General features: G+C 67.3%; 17 protein-coding genes. 12 read left to right on the top strand and 5 right to left on the bottom strand.

Features of this window, described 5'->3' with window-relative positions:
- Positions 1–13 precede the first annotated feature (13 nt).
- Positions 14–430 carry a VOC family protein gene (locus tag AC07UW_RS06295; protein WP_495211651.1) on the top strand — a complete coding sequence of 139 codons (417 nt, stop codon included), beginning with the start codon at positions 14–16 and terminating at the stop codon, positions 428–430.
- 9 nt (positions 431–439) lie between these two features.
- Here AC07UW_RS06295 and AC07UW_RS06290 read toward each other — a convergent pair whose 3' ends face one another.
- Positions 440–1,135: a DAPG hydrolase family protein gene (locus AC07UW_RS06290; protein WP_495211650.1), complete on the bottom strand. Its 696-nt coding sequence runs from the start codon at positions 1,133–1,135 to the stop codon at positions 440–442.
- Between the two features lie 75 nt (positions 1,136–1,210).
- Between AC07UW_RS06290 and AC07UW_RS06285 the strand changes: the two genes are divergently transcribed.
- The gene (locus tag AC07UW_RS06285; RefSeq protein WP_425541357.1) at positions 1,211–1,873 is read left to right on the top strand and encodes a TetR/AcrR family transcriptional regulator; all 663 of its coding nucleotides are present in this window, start codon (positions 1,211–1,213) and stop codon (positions 1,871–1,873) included.
- A gap of 110 nt (positions 1,874–1,983) precedes the next feature.
- Here the strand turns inward: AC07UW_RS06285 and AC07UW_RS06280 are convergent, their stop codons facing one another.
- Entirely contained in the window at positions 1,984–2,868 is an 885-nt protein-coding gene (locus AC07UW_RS06280) for a LysR family transcriptional regulator (RefSeq protein ID WP_100462607.1), read from the bottom strand.
- A gap of 107 nt (positions 2,869–2,975) precedes the next feature.
- On the opposite strand from AC07UW_RS06280, the gene AC07UW_RS06275 reads away from it, so the two are divergent.
- Positions 2,976–4,034, top strand: coding sequence for an NAD(P)-dependent alcohol dehydrogenase (locus AC07UW_RS06275; protein ID WP_223496540.1), 1,059 nt, complete (start codon positions 2,976–2,978; stop codon positions 4,032–4,034).
- A gap of 119 nt (positions 4,035–4,153) precedes the next feature.
- Here the strand turns inward: AC07UW_RS06275 and AC07UW_RS06270 are convergent, their stop codons facing one another.
- A complete protein-coding gene (locus AC07UW_RS06270) occupies positions 4,154–5,518 on the bottom strand; it encodes a glutamate--cysteine ligase (protein WP_229290252.1) in 1,365 nt (454 codons plus the stop codon).
- 152 nt (positions 5,519–5,670) lie between these two features.
- Between AC07UW_RS06270 and AC07UW_RS06265 the strand changes: the two genes are divergently transcribed.
- From AC07UW_RS06265 to AC07UW_RS06255, 3 genes are all read left to right on the top strand, one after another.
- Positions 5,671–6,375, top strand: a complete 705-nt coding sequence (locus AC07UW_RS06265; protein WP_033831997.1) for a VIT1/CCC1 transporter family protein — start codon at positions 5,671–5,673, stop codon at positions 6,373–6,375.
- Positions 6,372–7,196: a helix-turn-helix transcriptional regulator gene (locus AC07UW_RS06260; protein ID WP_495211649.1), complete on the top strand. Its 825-nt coding sequence runs from the start codon at positions 6,372–6,374 to the stop codon at positions 7,194–7,196. Before AC07UW_RS06265 ends, AC07UW_RS06260 begins: the two co-directional genes overlap by 4 nt.
- A gap of 673 nt (positions 7,197–7,869) precedes the next feature.
- Positions 7,870–8,850: an MBL fold metallo-hydrolase gene (locus tag AC07UW_RS06255; protein ID WP_223496546.1), complete on the top strand. Its 981-nt coding sequence runs from the start codon at positions 7,870–7,872 to the stop codon at positions 8,848–8,850.
- A 69-nt stretch (positions 8,851–8,919) separates the two neighbouring features.
- Here AC07UW_RS06255 and yihA read toward each other — a convergent pair whose 3' ends face one another.
- Positions 8,920–9,522 (bottom strand): ribosome biogenesis GTP-binding protein YihA/YsxC, encoded by a 603-nt coding sequence (gene yihA / locus AC07UW_RS06250; protein ID WP_025878662.1) that lies wholly within the window; start codon positions 9,520–9,522, stop codon positions 8,920–8,922.
- 155 nt (positions 9,523–9,677) lie between these two features.
- Here yihA and AC07UW_RS06245 point away from each other — a divergent pair, with 155 nt between their 5' ends.
- The 4 genes from AC07UW_RS06245 (at position 9,678) to AC07UW_RS06230 (ending at position 12,944) form a co-directional block, all read left to right on the top strand.
- Positions 9,678–10,475 (top strand): c-type cytochrome, encoded by a 798-nt coding sequence (locus AC07UW_RS06245; protein ID WP_336032146.1) that lies wholly within the window; start codon positions 9,678–9,680, stop codon positions 10,473–10,475.
- A 106-nt stretch (positions 10,476–10,581) separates the two neighbouring features.
- Positions 10,582–11,232: a thiol:disulfide interchange protein DsbA/DsbL gene (locus AC07UW_RS06240; RefSeq protein ID WP_093818001.1), complete on the top strand. Its 651-nt coding sequence runs from the start codon at positions 10,582–10,584 to the stop codon at positions 11,230–11,232.
- A 106-nt stretch (positions 11,233–11,338) separates the two neighbouring features.
- A complete protein-coding gene (locus tag AC07UW_RS06235; RefSeq protein ID WP_336032151.1) occupies positions 11,339–12,154 on the top strand; it encodes a thiol:disulfide interchange protein DsbA/DsbL in 816 nt (271 codons plus the stop codon).
- 22 nt (positions 12,155–12,176) lie between these two features.
- Complete coding sequence (locus tag AC07UW_RS06230; RefSeq protein WP_032952088.1) at positions 12,177–12,944, top strand: endonuclease/exonuclease/phosphatase family protein; 768 nt, start codon at positions 12,177–12,179, stop codon at positions 12,942–12,944.
- Positions 12,945–13,090: 146 nt separating this feature from the next.
- On the opposite strand, the gene AC07UW_RS06225 is transcribed toward AC07UW_RS06230, so the two are convergent.
- On the bottom strand, positions 13,091–13,966 hold the full coding sequence (locus AC07UW_RS06225; protein WP_025878667.1) for an EamA family transporter: 876 nt from the start codon (positions 13,964–13,966) through the stop codon (positions 13,091–13,093).
- Between the two features lie 72 nt (positions 13,967–14,038).
- Between AC07UW_RS06225 and AC07UW_RS06220 the strand changes: the two genes are divergently transcribed.
- Together AC07UW_RS06220 and AC07UW_RS06215 are read left to right on the top strand one after the other, a co-directional pair.
- Positions 14,039–14,512 carry an Lrp/AsnC family transcriptional regulator gene (locus AC07UW_RS06220; RefSeq protein WP_025878668.1) on the top strand — a complete coding sequence of 158 codons (474 nt, stop codon included), beginning with the start codon at positions 14,039–14,041 and terminating at the stop codon, positions 14,510–14,512.
- 43 nt (positions 14,513–14,555) lie between these two features.
- Entirely contained in the window at positions 14,556–15,125 is a 570-nt protein-coding gene (locus AC07UW_RS06215; protein WP_495211648.1) for a M23 family metallopeptidase, read from the top strand.
- Positions 15,126–15,186: the final 61 nt, after the last annotated feature.

Genomic DNA, 15,186 nt, shown 5'->3' with positions numbered 1-15,186 from the left:
TCGGTCCTGCCCCATGAACGCCTCCGCCGCCTCCTTCATCGTCAACCTCGACGTCCCTGACATCAGCGCCGCCGAAGCCTTCTACACCCGGGCCTTCGGCCTGCACAGCGGCCGTCGCCTCGGCCCCGGTGCGCTGGAACTGTTCGGTGGCCCCACACCGCTGTACCTGCTGCAGAACGATGCCGGCAGCGCAGCGACCGAAGACGGCGATGTGCGCGATTACGAGCGCCACTGGACGCCCGTGCATCTGGACTGGGTGGTCGCTGACATCGACGCGGCGCTTGCCCGCGCGGTTGCGGCCGGAGCCGCGCTCGAACATCCCATCCGCGAACGCCGCTGGGGAACGATCGCCGTGCTGTCCGATCCGTTCGGCCACGGCTTCTGCCTGATCCAGTTCAGCGATGCAGGCTATGACACCCTGCTGGAGTAGCGCGCGAATTCACCACGGCAATTGCACCTCCTCGTCATTCGCGCGTTCCCCGTAGTACAGCGACGGCAGCAGGCGCGACAGGAAACTGAACTCGGTATAGCAGTGCTTGAGCAGGCCCAGGCCGACCGCATCGCTGGCATCGCGCTGCGGATCTTCGCTGTCCAGGCCAAGCACGAAGCGGCTGCGAAGCACGCAGCCGAACGACGTGTCGCGCGCGACATGCAGCATCTGGCCGTCGCAGGGATCACCGTGCGCATCCAGACGAACGTGGTCACCAAAACCGATGCGTGCGGCAATAACCGCCGAGACATCGCCTGCACCCTGCGCCGCCTGCAGACGCTCAGGTGTCAGCAACGTGCGCGGATCGTGGAACTTCAGGCGCGCCGCCACCGGCGGGATGTCGGCCAGCGATTCGACGGCATGGATGCTGGCGCCATGGTAGCTGCGCCCACGCTGCCAGGCCTCGTCCCAGCCACGGTGCTCGACGTGGTCCAGCGGGTGCCACCAGCGGATGTGCTGGGTGGTCTCGAAGAAGGTGAACCACCAGTCCAGCATGCGGCCTTTGCAGCCATGCAGGTCGGTGCGCACCGCCACCAGCAAGGTGCCGTCGGCGCGGCGCTGGACGCCGGTTTCCAGGTGCATCGGTGAGGGATCAAGCAGGTCGTGGTGGTCCAGCCAGGCATGCGCGTTGGCAACGGTATCCATGGTGTGTCCTTGGGGATTTGAGGACCCGACAATACGGAAACGCTATTCGTTTCGCAATTATCGAAATGCGTTAGAATGTTTGCAATGACCGCTATCGCCCCGCCCGATTCGATCGCTCCTCCCCGTCGCCGCGGCCGTCCTGCACGGCCAGAGGCCGACGTTCGCCATGCCGTGCTGCAGGCGACGCTGGATCTGCTGCTGGCGCAGGGCTATGAAGCGACCACCATCGAAGCGGTCGCCGCGCATGCCGGCGTGGCAAAGAAGACGGTGTACCGGCATGCCGGCAACCGCGACGAGCTGGTGGGCTTGGCGGTGCGCGAGTGGACCGATGGCTTCGCACCGCAGTTGCAGCGTGATGCCCGCCACGCCGATGACGTGCTGCCGCTGCTGCACGACATACTGCAGGCGGTGTGCGCGCAGGCATTGTCAGCGCAGGCGGTGCGGGTGTTCCGCCTGTTGACGACCGACTTCCCAGGCAAGGAAGCGCTGCTGCGGGCCTATCTGGACAATGGCATCGGCCGCGGCCGTGCGCTGCTGGCGGACTGGCTGCGGCGGCAGCAGCAGCGTGGCCTGCTGCGCGCCGGTGATCCAGAACGGATGGCGCGTCTGGTGCTGTCCATGGCCGTGGCCGAACCCCTGCGCGAACGCGCCATTGGTGTAGTTGCCGAAGACGCATCAGTGGATGCGCACCTGCGTGACTGCCTGCACCTGATGGAACCGATGCTGCAGGCTGCGTAGCAGGTGCCAATCCACGCATGGCGTGGACCTACTGATCCGCTTCAAGCAACGCGCGGAGGGTGTCGTTCCGCAGTAGATCCACGCCACGCGTGGATGCGATCCACCGCGATTCATTCGCGCAACATATCCACGAACGCACGCAGCGCACCGGGCATCTGCCGCTGTTTCGGGTAGTACAGCGCAAACCCGGCGAAGGGCTCGCTCCAATCTTCCAGCACCGCCACCAGTCGGCCGTCGTCCAGATACGGTCGCGCGGTGTCTTCCAGCACATAGGCCAGGCCGATGCCATCGAGCACCGCGCCAACCACGGTGCCCTGCTCGCACAACGTCAGCCGACCCGGTACGTCGATCTCCAGGGTCTGGCCCTCGCGCTCGAACTGCCACTTGTACAGATGGCCGCTGGCGAAGCGGAAGCGCACGCACTCATGCGCGGCCAGGTCGCGCGGATGCTGCGGTGCCGGCCGGCGCCGAAGGTACTCGGGTGAACCGACGATCAACCCGCGCAGCGGCGGCCCCATCGGCACCGCCACCATGTCCTCGGGCACGAACTCGTGCAGGCGCACGCCAGCGTCGTAGCCCTCCGCGACGATATCGACCAGACCATCGTTCTCGGTCAGCTCCACCCGTACGTCCGGATGCGCGTGCAGGAACCGCGCCAGCCGCGGCCCCAACTGGGTCGCCACCGCCGCCCGCGTCGCATTGATCCGCAGCAGGCCGGCCGGCACTGCGCGGAAGTGGTTCATTTCCTCCAGCGCGTCATGTACCTGCCCCAGCGCCGGCTGCAGGCGCTCCAGCAGGCGCTGCCCGGCCTCGGTCAGGGCCACGCTGCGGGTGGTACGGTGGAACAGGCCCACCCCCAGCCGTTCCTCCAGCGCGCGGATCGCATAGCTCACCGCCGAGGTCGACAGGGCCAGCTCGGCACCGGCCCGGCGGAAGCTGCGGTGGCGGGCGACCGCGGCGAACGCGGCCAGGTGGGACAGATTGTCAGTGGCCATGATTGTGCAGTCTGCCTTGATGAATCATGCCGATATATCCGCTTCTTACCCTGAGGTACGGAGCGTATTGTAAAACGCCTTTCGACAAACCCTGCCAAGGATTCCCCATGTCCCTCGCCCGTGGTTACGCCGCCCACACCCATACCGACCCGCTGGTGCCCTTCGAATTCGAGCGCCGCGCGGTTGGCCCGAACGATGTGCGCATCGAGATCCTGTACAGCGGCATCTGCCATTCCGACCTGCACCAGGCCCGCGACGACTGGGGTGGCTCGATCTATCCGATGGTGCCGGGCCACGAGATCATCGGCCGGGTCACCGAAGTCGGCAGCGAGGTCACCCGCTTCAAGGTCGGCGACCACGCCGGTGTCGGCTGCATGGTCGATTCCTGCCGCCATTGCGACGCCTGCCAGCACGACCTGGAGCAGTACTGCGCCGAAGGTGCGACCTGGACCTACAACGGCCGCGAGCGTGAAAGCGGCGCACCGACCTACGGCGGCTATTCCGACCACGTGGTGGTCGAGCAGCGTTTCGTGGTCAAGGTCTCCGAAACGCTGGACCTGAAGGCAGCCGCGCCGCTGCTGTGCGCCGGCATCACCACCTGGTCGCCGCTGCGCCACTGGAAGGTCGGCCCGGGCCAGAAGGTCGGCGTGATCGGTCTGGGTGGCCTCGGCCACATGGGCGTGAAGTTCGCCAAGGCGCTCGGCGCGCACGTGGTGATGATCACCACCACCCCGGAAAAGGGCGCCGATGCCAAGCGCCTGGGCGCTGACGAAGTGCTGGTCTCGCGCGATGCCGAGCAGATGAAGGCGCATGCCGGCAGCTTCGACTTCCTGCTCAACACCATCCCGGTCGGCCATGACACCAACCCGTACATGGGCCTGCTCAAGCGCGAAGCGACCATGTGCCTGGTCGGTGTGCTGACCGAACTGGACCCGCCGTTGACCGGTGGCAGCGTGATCTTTGGTCGCAGGAACCTGACCGGCTCGGCGATCGGCGGCATGGCCGAAACCCAGGAGATGATGGACTTCTGCGCCGAGCACGGCATCGTCAGCGACGTAGAGATGATCGACATCAAGAACGTCAACGAAGCCTGGGAGCGCATGGCGAAGAACGATGTGCGCTACCGCTTCGTGATCGACATGGCGACGATCAAGAACGCGGCCTGATCCAAGGCGGTTGTGAAAACGAAAAACCCCGGCAATGCCGGGGTTTTTTTGGCAGTGCCGGCCGCTGGCCGGCAACCCCGTACATCTGCCGGCCAGCGGCCGGCACTACCGCAAAGTGGTCAGTAAGCGAACTCGCGGAACACCGGATCCACGTCGCCGTGCCAACGGCCATGGAACAGCGCCAGCTTGCGCTCGGCCGGGGTCAGGCCGGACTCGACGATTTCCTGCAGCACGTCCAGGAACTTGCTTTCATCCTGGCCATCGGCATTGCGCGCCGCACGGCGCTTGAGCCCATCCACCGAAATCTTCACCGCCTCGCGGGCGAGGTCGCGCACGGTACCGTTGCGGAACGGCAGGCCCATCGCGTGCTTGGGCACCCCATCACGCAGCGCATGGCGCTCGGCCAGGCTGAAGTCACGCACCAGATCCCACGCTGCATCCAGCGCCGTGTCGTCGTACAGCAGGCCCACCCAGAAGGCCGGCAGCGCACACAGGCGGCTCCACGGGCCACCATCGGCACCGCGCATTTCCAGGTACTTCTTCAGCCGCACTTCCGGGAACGCGGTCGTGGTGTGGTCCGACCAGTCGCGCAACGTCGGCAGCTGGCCCGGCAGCACCGGCAGCTTGCCCTGCATGAAGTCGCGGAAGCTCTGCCCGCTGGCGTCGTGGTAGATGCCATCGCGGTAGGAGAAATACATCGGCACATCGAGCAGGTAGTCGACATAGCGCTCGTAACCGAAGCCGTCCTCGAACACGAAGTCGAGCATGCCGGTACGGTCGGCATCGGTATCGGTCCAGATGTGCGAGCGGTAGCTGAGGTAGCCGTTCGGCTTGCCTTCGGTGAACGGCGAGTCGGCGAACAGTGCGGTGGCGATCGGCTGCAGCGCCAACGACACGCGGAACTTCTTCACCATGTCCGCTTCGCTGGCGTAATCCAGGTTCACCTGCACAGTGCAGGTGCGGGTCATCATGTCCAGGCCCAGCGAACCGACCTTGGGCATGTACGAGCGCATGATCTTGTAGCGGCCCTTGGGCATCCACGGCATTTCATCGCGCGTCCACTTCGGCTGGAAGCCCATGCCGAGGAAACCCAGCTGCAGTTCGCCGGCCACCTGCGCCACTTCATTGAGGTGAGTACCGGTTTCCACGCAGGTCTGATGGATGGTTTCCAGCGCCGCACCGGACAGCTCCAGCTGGCCCGCCGGCTCCAGGGTCACCGAGGCGCCATCACGCAGCAGGGCGATGGTGTTGCCGTTCTCCTGCACCGGCGTCCAGCCGAAGCGGACCAGGCCGTTGAGCAGGGCCTCGATGCCGCGCTCGCCATCGAAGGTCGGCGGACGCAGGTCATCCAGGCGGAACCCGAACTTCTCGTGCTCGGTACCGATGCGCCACTGCGAACGGGGCTTCTCGCCGGAGGCGATCTCCGCCACCAGTTGCGAGCGGTCGGTAATGGGCGTATCGGCGACGTGGCTGGGGCTCGACAAGGGGGTGGCTCGCTGGACGGTGGCAGGGGATGTGGGGCTGGGAGCCTTGCATCGCAAGGGCGCACTATAGCGTGGCGGCTCGTTACGTCATGCGACGGTGACGGGTTTCAGCATCCTACCGACACCCTCTTGACCCTCGTACACTCAGGGCCATGAGCCGCCATTCACGACATCCCGAGCTGCACCGTGCCGATCGCGTCGGCTGGCTGCGGGCCGCCGTACTGGGCGCCAACGATGGCATCGTCTCGGTCGCCGGCCTGGTGGTCGGCGTGGCCGCCAGCGGCGCCTCGGCCAGCACGATCCTGGCCACCGGCGTGGCCGGCACCGTGGCCGGCGCGATGTCGATGGCCGCCGGCGAGTATGTGTCGGTACAGACCCAGGCCGATACCGAAAATGCCGATCTGGCAATGGAGAAGCGCGAGCTGCACGAAGACCCGCACAGCGAACTGGACGAGTTGACCGCGATCTACCGCCATCGCGGGCTGGAGCCGGCGTTGGCGCGCCAGGTTGCCGAACAGCTGACCGCCCACGACGCGCTGGGTGCCCACGCGCGGGACGAACTGGGCATCACCGAGGAACTGCGCGCGCGGCCGTTGCAGGCCGCATTGGCGTCGGCTGCCGCCTTCACCTGTGGCGCCGCGCTGCCGGTGCTGACCGCACTGCTGACGCCGGTACAGAACGTCGCCACGGCCACCACGGTCAGCACGCTGGCCGGCCTGTGCCTGACCGGCGCGATGGCGGCACGCGCCGGCGGCGCATCACCCACGCGCGGCGCCCTGCGCGTGATGTTCTGGGGTGCACTGGCGATGGCCGCCGCGGCCGCGGTCGGTCGCCTGCTGGGCGCGCACGTCATATGACCGGCATGCCCCCCACCGCCATGGCACTACTGGCGGAGATGGCCAGCCTGGCCGGCTGCGAACGCGCTGAGGGCTATGCCTGCATCACCGCCCGCCGCGAACACGGCGCCAGTTCGGTGGAGATTCCCCAACCACAGTTCGCCATCCTGCTGGAAGGCCGCAAGCAGGTGCGTACCGCACACCAGTCGCTGACCTTCGTGCCCGGCGACATCCTGCTGATCACCCAGCGGTGCCGCATCGACGTGGTCAACACACCTGACCCGCAGACCGGCCGCTACCTCAGCGCGATCGTACCGCTGTGCACAGAGGTGTTGGGGGCTGCGCGCACGCTGTGGAGCGAAGCCTTGCCGACGGCCGGACCGGCGTTGGCACGGCAGGCGCTGGGCGATCACGCCACGACGCTGCGCAGCTGGCGGCAATCGTTGCAGGATGGCCACTACAGCGAAGCGCGGTTGGCGCTGGCCACGCTGGTGCTGGCGTGGTGCCGGCAGGGCCACGGCAACCTGCTGTTGCCGCACGCACCGACGCTGGGCGAGCAGATCCGCGACCGCATCGCCGCCGAACCGGCCCGCGACTGGCAGTCGCGCGACGTTGAAGCGCACTTCGCGCTGAGTGGCGCGACCCTGCGGCGGCGGTTGGCCGCTGAAGCCACCAGCCTGCGCCAGCTGCTGACCGAAGCGCGCCTGGCCCATGGCATGCAGCTGCTGTACACCACCGACCTGCCGTTGAAGACCGTGGCAGCACGCGCGGGGTATCGTTCCGCAGCGAGTTTCAGCAAGCGCTTCGCCGAGCAGTACGGGCTGGCTCCCACAGATATTTGAGGGTTCTTCAGCAGGGCTGCGCCCTGCACCCACAGAGGCAACGGCAACAGCCGAAGCAACAGCAACAGCGTGCATTCCGTGGGATGGCGGGGCGGTGTCGGATTGCGGGGACGCCGTAAACCCATCCATGGGGGCTTGGCCGCGGCATCCATGCCGCGGACACCCCGCAATCCGACACCGCCCCACCTCTGACAGATTCCGGTGGCCAGTAGATCCACGCCATGCGTGGATGATTTCCTCCAATTTCATTCGATTCATTTCGATGATTCCGAATTGAATTCGAAGAGCATCCACGCATGGCGTGGATCTACGTGTCGACCAAGGTCGACACCCACCAAAAGCAGGTCATGCCATTCCAACAGATCGCGGGAATCTGTCGAAGGCGGGGTGGGTCCGGTTGCGGGGGCGTGAGCCGCATGGATGCGGCGACCGAGCTTACATGGACGTACTTGCAGCGCCCCCCGCAACCGGACCCACCCCGCCATCCCACAGGAAACCAGCTTCTGCTGTTGCTTCGGCCGTTGCTGTTGCTGTTGCCTCTGCGGGTGCAGGGCGCAGCCCTGCCGATAACCCCCATTGAGCATTCCGCGCAGTGCTTTGAGCGCCGCACGCACGCACAACACGGCACGCTGTGCGCAACGGGCCTACCCATCACTCACCGAGAAGAACCGCCATGACCCTGCGTCATCTGCCATTGCACGCCGCCCTGCTGCTGGCCCTGTCCTCCCTGCCGCTGCCTGCGCTAGCCGAAGCCACCTCGCCCGCCCCCACCCAGCAGGTACCGGGCGTGCAACACCAGCGCATCGGTGCGCTGCAGGTCACGGCCCTGTTCGACGGCGTGGTTGCGCTCGGCCGGCAGGAAGTGGTCGACGTGCCGCCAACGCTGGTCAGCCGCCTGCTCGAAGGCCGCTATGTGCCCGAAGACAAGAAGGGCCTGCAGACCGCGATCAACGCCTTCCTGGTGCGCCAGGGCAAGCACCTGACCCTGGTCGATGCCGGCACCGCGCAGTGCTTCGGCCCTGACCAGGGCCAGGTGCTGGGCAACCTGCGTGCGGCCGGCGTAGACCCGGCCGAGATCGATGAGGTGCTGCTTACCCATGCCCATCCCGATCATCTGTGCGGGATCCTCAATGCACAGGGCAAGCCGGCCTATCCGAATGCGACGGTGTGGCTGTCCAAGGCCGATGCCCGCTACTGGCTCGACCCGGCCAGCGAAGCCACGGCACCGCAGGGCGTGCGCTTTGCCTTCGCGCTGGCACGCAACGCGATCGCGCCGTACCAGGCCGCCGGTCGCCTGCACACCTTCCAGCCTGGCGATGCCCTGCCGGGCCACGCGGTGGCGATGGATACCCACGGCCACACGCCGGGGCATGTGTCCTACCGCTTCGACAGCCAGGGCCAGTCACTGCTGGTGTGGGGCGATGTGCTGCATTTCCATGCGGTGCAGTTCGCACACCCGGAAGCAGCATTCGAGGCCGATTCGGATCGCACGGCGGCTACGGCCAGCCGTCGCAGCCTGTTGCAGGAAGCCACCGCCAAGGGATGGTGGGTTGCCGGCGCGCACCTGCCCTTCCCCGGGCTGGGGCACGTGCGCAGCGAAGGCAAGGCCTATGCCTGGGTACCGGCGGAGTTCTCGCCGTTGCCGAAGGAATGAGTGAGCGAGGTTGCCGGCCAGCGGCCGGCACTACCTAACAACGCCCGGCTGCGAGCCGGGCGGCGGGGCCTATTCCAGCCCCAGCCAGCCGCCGATGATGCCGCGGGCTTCATCCACGCCGGTACGGGCCGAGCCGGAGAACACCTGCACACTCACCGTATCGCCGAACGACGAATGCAGTTCCTTGCGGACCTTCTGCAGGGTCTGCATCTGCTGGCTGCGGCTGAGCTTGTCGGCCTTGGTCAGCAGCGCATGCGCCGGCAGGCCACGCTGCACGGCGTAGGCCAGCATCTGCCGGTCGTAGTCCTTCAGCGGATGGCGGATGTCCATCACCACCACCAGGCCCTTCAAGGCCTCGCGGGTGCGGAAGTAGCGGTCGATGAAGGCCTGCCAGTGCGCCTGCAGGTCCAGCGGCACCTTGGCGTAGCCGTAACCGGGCAGATCGACCAGATGGGCGTCCGGGGTAACCTGGAAGAACACCAGCTGCTGGGTCCGGCCAGGCGTCTTGGAGACCCGGGCCAGGCTGTTCTGGCGGGTCAGCGCATTGAGCGCGCTGGACTTGCCGGCGTTGGAGCGACCTGCAAAGGCCACTTCAGAACCTTCATCGGGCGGCAGCTGCCCCATGTTGTGGGCAGAGAGGTGGTATTGGGCGCGTTCGATGAGCAATGACATGCGCATAGGATCGCATGTTGCGGCGCCGCGCGCCCGGCCCGGGGCCTTCCAGCGGGAAAATGCTGCACTGCTGCGTTGACCGTGCAAGGAAACGGCGTTGATAATCCGGGCGATGCCGGCCGCCGCCGCCCGGCCGGTCCATACGGAGCTTCAGCATGCGCCACGCTCGCGTTCTTGCCGTATCCGCCATTGCTACTGCCGTTGTTGCCGCTGCTGCCTTTGCGCAGACCACGCTGACCCCGCTGCCCGACAACGGCCCGATCAAGACCGCCTCGCTCGAGGTGGATTTCAGCAAGACCACCTGGGGCGACGCCAAGGCCGGCCAGACCAAGGCCACCGCGTGTGCCGCCTGCCATGGTGCCGATGGCAATTCCACGGTGGAGATGTATCCCAGCATCGCCGGCCAGAGCGAGCGCTACGTCGCCCAGCAGATGGCCCTGATCGCCAATGGCCAGCGCAGTTCCGGCGCCGCCGTGGCGATGGTGCCCTTCGTGCAGAACCTCACCCCGCAGGACATGCGCGATATCGGCGCGTTCTTCGCTACGCAGAAGGCCAACGCCGGCATCGCCGACGACACGCCGGTGGCCGAGGGCCCATACAAGGGCATGAAGTTCTACCAGATCGGCCAGCAGCTTTACCGCGGCGGCGATGCCCAGCGCGGGCTGCCGGCCTGCATGGCCTGTCACGGCCCCAGCGGCGCCGGCAACCCCGGCCCGGCCTACCCGCACATCGGCGGCCAGCACGCCAGCTATGTCGCCCGGCGCCTGCAGGAGTACCAGGCCGGACAGACCAACGAGACCGACAAGGCGCACTTCCAGATCATGGCCACGGTGGCGCAGAAGCTGACCGAGCAGGAGGTGCAGGCCCTTTCCAGCTACCTGCAGGGCCTGCACAACAAGGCCGACGATCTCGCCGCCGAAGGCGCTTCGACGCGACCGGCTGCCGCCCCCTGACCGCCACTGGTCGGCGCCGGTCGCCACGACGGCCCGTCGCTGCGGTATGTTTCCTTCACGCCGGCGGCTGCGCCGGCGTTGTCATTTTCAACGGAGATGCGTGTCGATGAGGTTGATTCCCCGCCTTCTGCTGTCCCTGCTGGTGCTGCTGCCGTTGGCGGCCTGCGCCGCCACCCCCGCCAACGCCCCGCTGGTCGAAGGCAAAGACTACGAGCGCATCGCCCAGCCTGGCCCGTTCCAGCCGCTGGCCGGCAAGATCGAGGTGGTCGAGGTGTTCGGCTACACCTGCCCGCACTGCGCCCATTTCGAACCGCAGCTGGCCGCCTGGGCCGCCAAGCTGCCGGCCGACGTGCGCTTCACCCCGGTCCCGGCCGCCTTCGGCGGTGCCTGGGATGCCTGGGCACTGGCCTACTACGCCGCCGACGAAGTGGGCGTGGCCAAGCGCAGCCACGCCGCTGTGTTCAAGGCCCTGCACGATGACGGCACGCTGCCGATGCAGAACGTCTCGGCCGATGAGCTCGCCAGCTTCTACAAGGCCTACGGTGTGACGCCGGAGCGCTACACGCAGGCCCTGCGCGGTGAGGCGGTACAGAAGAAGGTCGATGCCGCCCGTGCCTTCGCCCAGCGCACCCAGGTGCCTGGCACCCCGGCCATCATCATCAATGGCCAGTACCTGGTCCGTGGCAAGAGCTTCGACGACCAACTGCGCATCGCCTCGGCGCTGATCGCCCAGGCCCGCGCCGCCCGCGGCCGCTGAACCAACACACACCATCGACACGGCGCTGTCGCCGCCGCATGTCATCATTTCCCTCTGGCCGGCGCCTGTCGCCGGCCCCACCTTTCCAGATGCTGGAGACGTTTCCATGAAGACCCGTTTCGCCGCCCTCGCCCTCGCAGCGCTGCTGCCGATCCTGGCGGCCTGCAAGGCCGACGATGGCACCGCCAACACCTCCGCCCCGGCAGAACCGGCGGCGACCCCGGCCACCACCGAACCGGCAGCGCCGGCCGCAGGCAGCGAAGCCGCTGCCCCGGTTGCCGAAGGTGACAAGACCGCTGCCAGCGCCGCGCCGGCCCCGACCACCGCCGCGCTGACCGGCCCGGCCCCGGTGGAAGGCGCCGACTACCAGCTGATCCCGAACGGCCAGCCGTTCCAGCCGGCCGCCGGCAAGGTCGAAGTGGTCGAGATCTTCGGTTACGTCTGCCCGGCCTGCGCGGCGTTCCAGCCGCTGGTCAGCCCGTGGAAGGCCGGCCTGCCGAGCGATGTGAACTTCGTCTACGTGCCGGCCATGTTCGGCGGCACCTGGGACAACTACGCCCGTGCCTTCTACGCCGCACAGACCCTGGGCGTGCAGGAGAAAACCCACGAAGCGCTGTACTCGGCCATCCACTCGCAGAAGACCCTGAAGGGCGAGCGCGGTGCCGATTCGGTCGATGACATCGCCAAGTTCTATGGTGCCTACGGCGTGGATCCGAAGCAGTTCGCCGCCACCATGGGCAGCTTCGCGGTCAATGCCAAGACCAACTCGGCCAAGCAGTTCGCCCAGCGCAGCCAGATCAGCGGCACCCCGTCGATCATCGTCAACGGCAAGTACCTGGTGAAGGGCAAGAGCTTCCCGGACATGCTGCGCATTGCCGACCACCTGATCGCCCGCGAACGCGGTGCGGCCCAGGCTCACTGATCAAAGAGACGTTTTCCCGGCCGTGACTTCCCCCACAACACGGACCCTGCGCTTGCTGACGGCCAACATCCAGGCCGGCTCAAGTACCCGCCGCTACAGCGACTATGTGACCCGCAGCTGGTCACATGCGCTGCCGGCGGGTCGCAAGCGCAGCAGCCTTGACGCGATTGCCACTTTGGCGCGCGGTCATGACATCGTCGGCCTGCAGGAGGCCGACCCGGGCAGCCTGCGCTCGGGCTTCACCAACCAGACCCATTACCTGGCCCAGCGCGCCGGCTTCAATTACTGGAGCCACCAGCCGAACCGGCGCATGGGCGGCGTCGCCTCCAGCGCCAACGGTCTGCTGAGCAAGCTGGAACCGGTGGAAGTGCAGGACCATGCCCTGCCCGGCCGTATCGGCGGGCGCGGCGTGCTGCTGGCCAAGTTCGGCGACGGTCGCGATGGCCTGGCCGTTGCGGTGGCCCATCTGTCGCTGGGCGCAGGCTCGCGGATGGCCCAGCTTGGTTTCATCGCCGAGCTGTTGTCGGACCACCCCAATGCGGTGCTGATGGGCGACTTCAACTGCCTGGCCGAACGTCCGGAAATGCAGGTGCTGTACCAGAAGACCCGGCTGCAGCCGCCCGGCTGCATCGTGCCGACCTTCCCCAGCTGGCGCCCCGACCGCGCCATCGACCACATCCTGGTCAGCAGCGGCCTGCAGACCCGCACCGTGGAAGCGGTCCCGGCTGCGTTCTCCGACCATCTTGCCCTGGCGATGGCGATCGACGTCCCGGCCGACGCCCTGCGCTGACGCTTCTGGTAGGTGCCAACCCCGTTGGCAGGCTGCCCTGGTGGGTGCGGACCGTTGGTCCGCACGCTGCCCTGGTGGGTGCGAACCGTTGCTCCTGTGGGTGCGGACCGTTGGTCCGCACGCTCTCCGCCGGGCATGGCCCGGCGCTACCCCGCCTGCGCCACCGGCACCTTCAACCGCCTTGCCGTCATCGTGCTGCCCACCGAAGCCAGCACCGTGCAGCCGATGGCCAGCCACTGCAGACCATGCAGGTGCTCGTGCAGCAGCAGCATCGCCCACAGTGCGGCCACCGCCGGTTCCATGCTGATCAGGATGCCGAAGGTCTCTTTGGGCAGGCGCTTGAGCGCCATCATTTCCAGTGACATCGGGATCGCGCTGGACACCAGCGCCACCACCAGCCCGGCCAGCAGGATCTTCGGCTCCAGCAACGCCGCGCCGGCATGCACCACGCCCACCGGCACCACCACCAGCGACGCGGCCAGGAGCCCCAGCGACACCGAATGCCCAGCGTGCAGGTGGCCGGCGCGCTTGCCGAACACGATGTACAGGCCCCAGCACGCTGCTGCCCCCATGGCGTACAGCACGCCCACCGGGTCCAGTGCCGGGCCGCCACCGATCGGCAGCAGCAACAGCAGCCCGACCGCTGCGCAACCCACCCACAGGAAATCGATCGGACGCCGCGACGACAGCATCGCCACCGTCAACGGGCCGGTGAATTCGATGGCCACCGCGATGCCGAACGGGATCGTGCGCAAGGCCATGTAGAACAACAGGTTCATCAGGCCCAGGGTGAGGCCGTAGCGCAGGATGGTGACCGCATCCACGCGGCTGGTCTTCCAACGCCATGGCCGCCAGAACAGCAGCAGCAACAACGCCGAAAAGCCCACGCGCAGCGCGCTGGTGCCCTGCGCGCCGATCAACGGAAACAGCTGCTTGGCGTAGGAGGTACCAATGGCCAGTGCGGTGACCGAGCCGAGCACCGCCAGCGCCGGCAACATCGGCGCGATTCGAGAAGTCTGCATGCCGCCAGTCTATTGCGTCGGCGGCGAGCACTTGGCTCAATTGACGGCCCGTCCGTGCAACTTCTGCTCACCATGGCCACCGCCCCCGTGCTGGACAGCTTCGACCGCGCCATCCTCGCCCTCCTGCAGCAGGACAACACCCTGCCGCAGCGGCAGATCGCCGAAGCCGTGCACCTGTCTACGCCGGCGGTGCAGCGGCGGATCAGGCGCCTGCAGGACAGCGGCGTGATCGCCGCCAATGTGGCGGTGATCGACGCCGCGAAAATCGGTCGGCCGCTGACCATCATCGTCGAGGTGCGCGTGGTCAGCGAACAGCGCGAGAAGGTCGCCCCGTTCCGCCGCCGCGTGCAGGACGACCCTGCCGTGCAGCAGTGTTACTCGATCACCGGCGACGGCGATTTCCTGCTGCTGCTCTCGGCGGCATCGATGGAGGAATACGAGGCGATCACCGAGCGCTTGTTCGGTGGTGATGACAACATCGAGCGCTTCCGCACGTCGGTAGCGCTGGGCACGTTGAAGCGTGGTTTCGACGTGCCGCTGACATGACGCAGATGCAGTCGAGCGTGTCCTGCTCCTACACTGCCAACGCATGAACACCGCTTCCCCTTCCAATGCCAGACGCCTGCGCCGCTGGCTGCTGCGTGGCGCCCTCCTGCTGATCGTGGTCATCGCGGCGATGGCCTTCTGGAACAGCCCGTGGGCTGCCGCACCGAAGATGCTGTGGACACTCTCGCGCATGCCACCGGCCACGCAACTGCCGGTGCCGGTGGACGGCGTGCGGCCCCGGCAGATCGCCGATACCTTCGGCGCACCGCGCGGGCGCGACCGCACGCACGCGGGTATCGACATCTTCGGCAAACGCGGCACGCCGGTGCGCAGCGCTACCCCCGGCGTTGTCGCCGACATCCGCGACAGCGGACTCGGTGGCCGTCAGGTCTGGGTGATCGGGCCGGGACGCGAGCGCTACTACTACGCGCACCTGGAAGACTGGGCCGATGGCCTGGGGCGCGGCCAGGTGGTGCAACCCGGCGACCTGCTCGGCCATGTTGGCGACAGCGGCAACGCCAAGGGCACGCCGCCCCATCTGCATTGGGGCATCTACGGCGCCGACGGCGCGCGGGACCCGCTGCCGCTGCTGCAACCGCAGGGCACCCGCTGACGGCAACCGAGCCGAGCCTCGAGGCCGCACGCGTTTGTTCATGATTTGTAAATAGGAATAG

This window comes from Stenotrophomonas sp. GW821-FHT02D01 (genome assembly GCF_059421765.1).
Note: the sequence above shows the minus strand (reverse complement) of the source record. Positions and strands in the feature narration are given on the sequence as shown.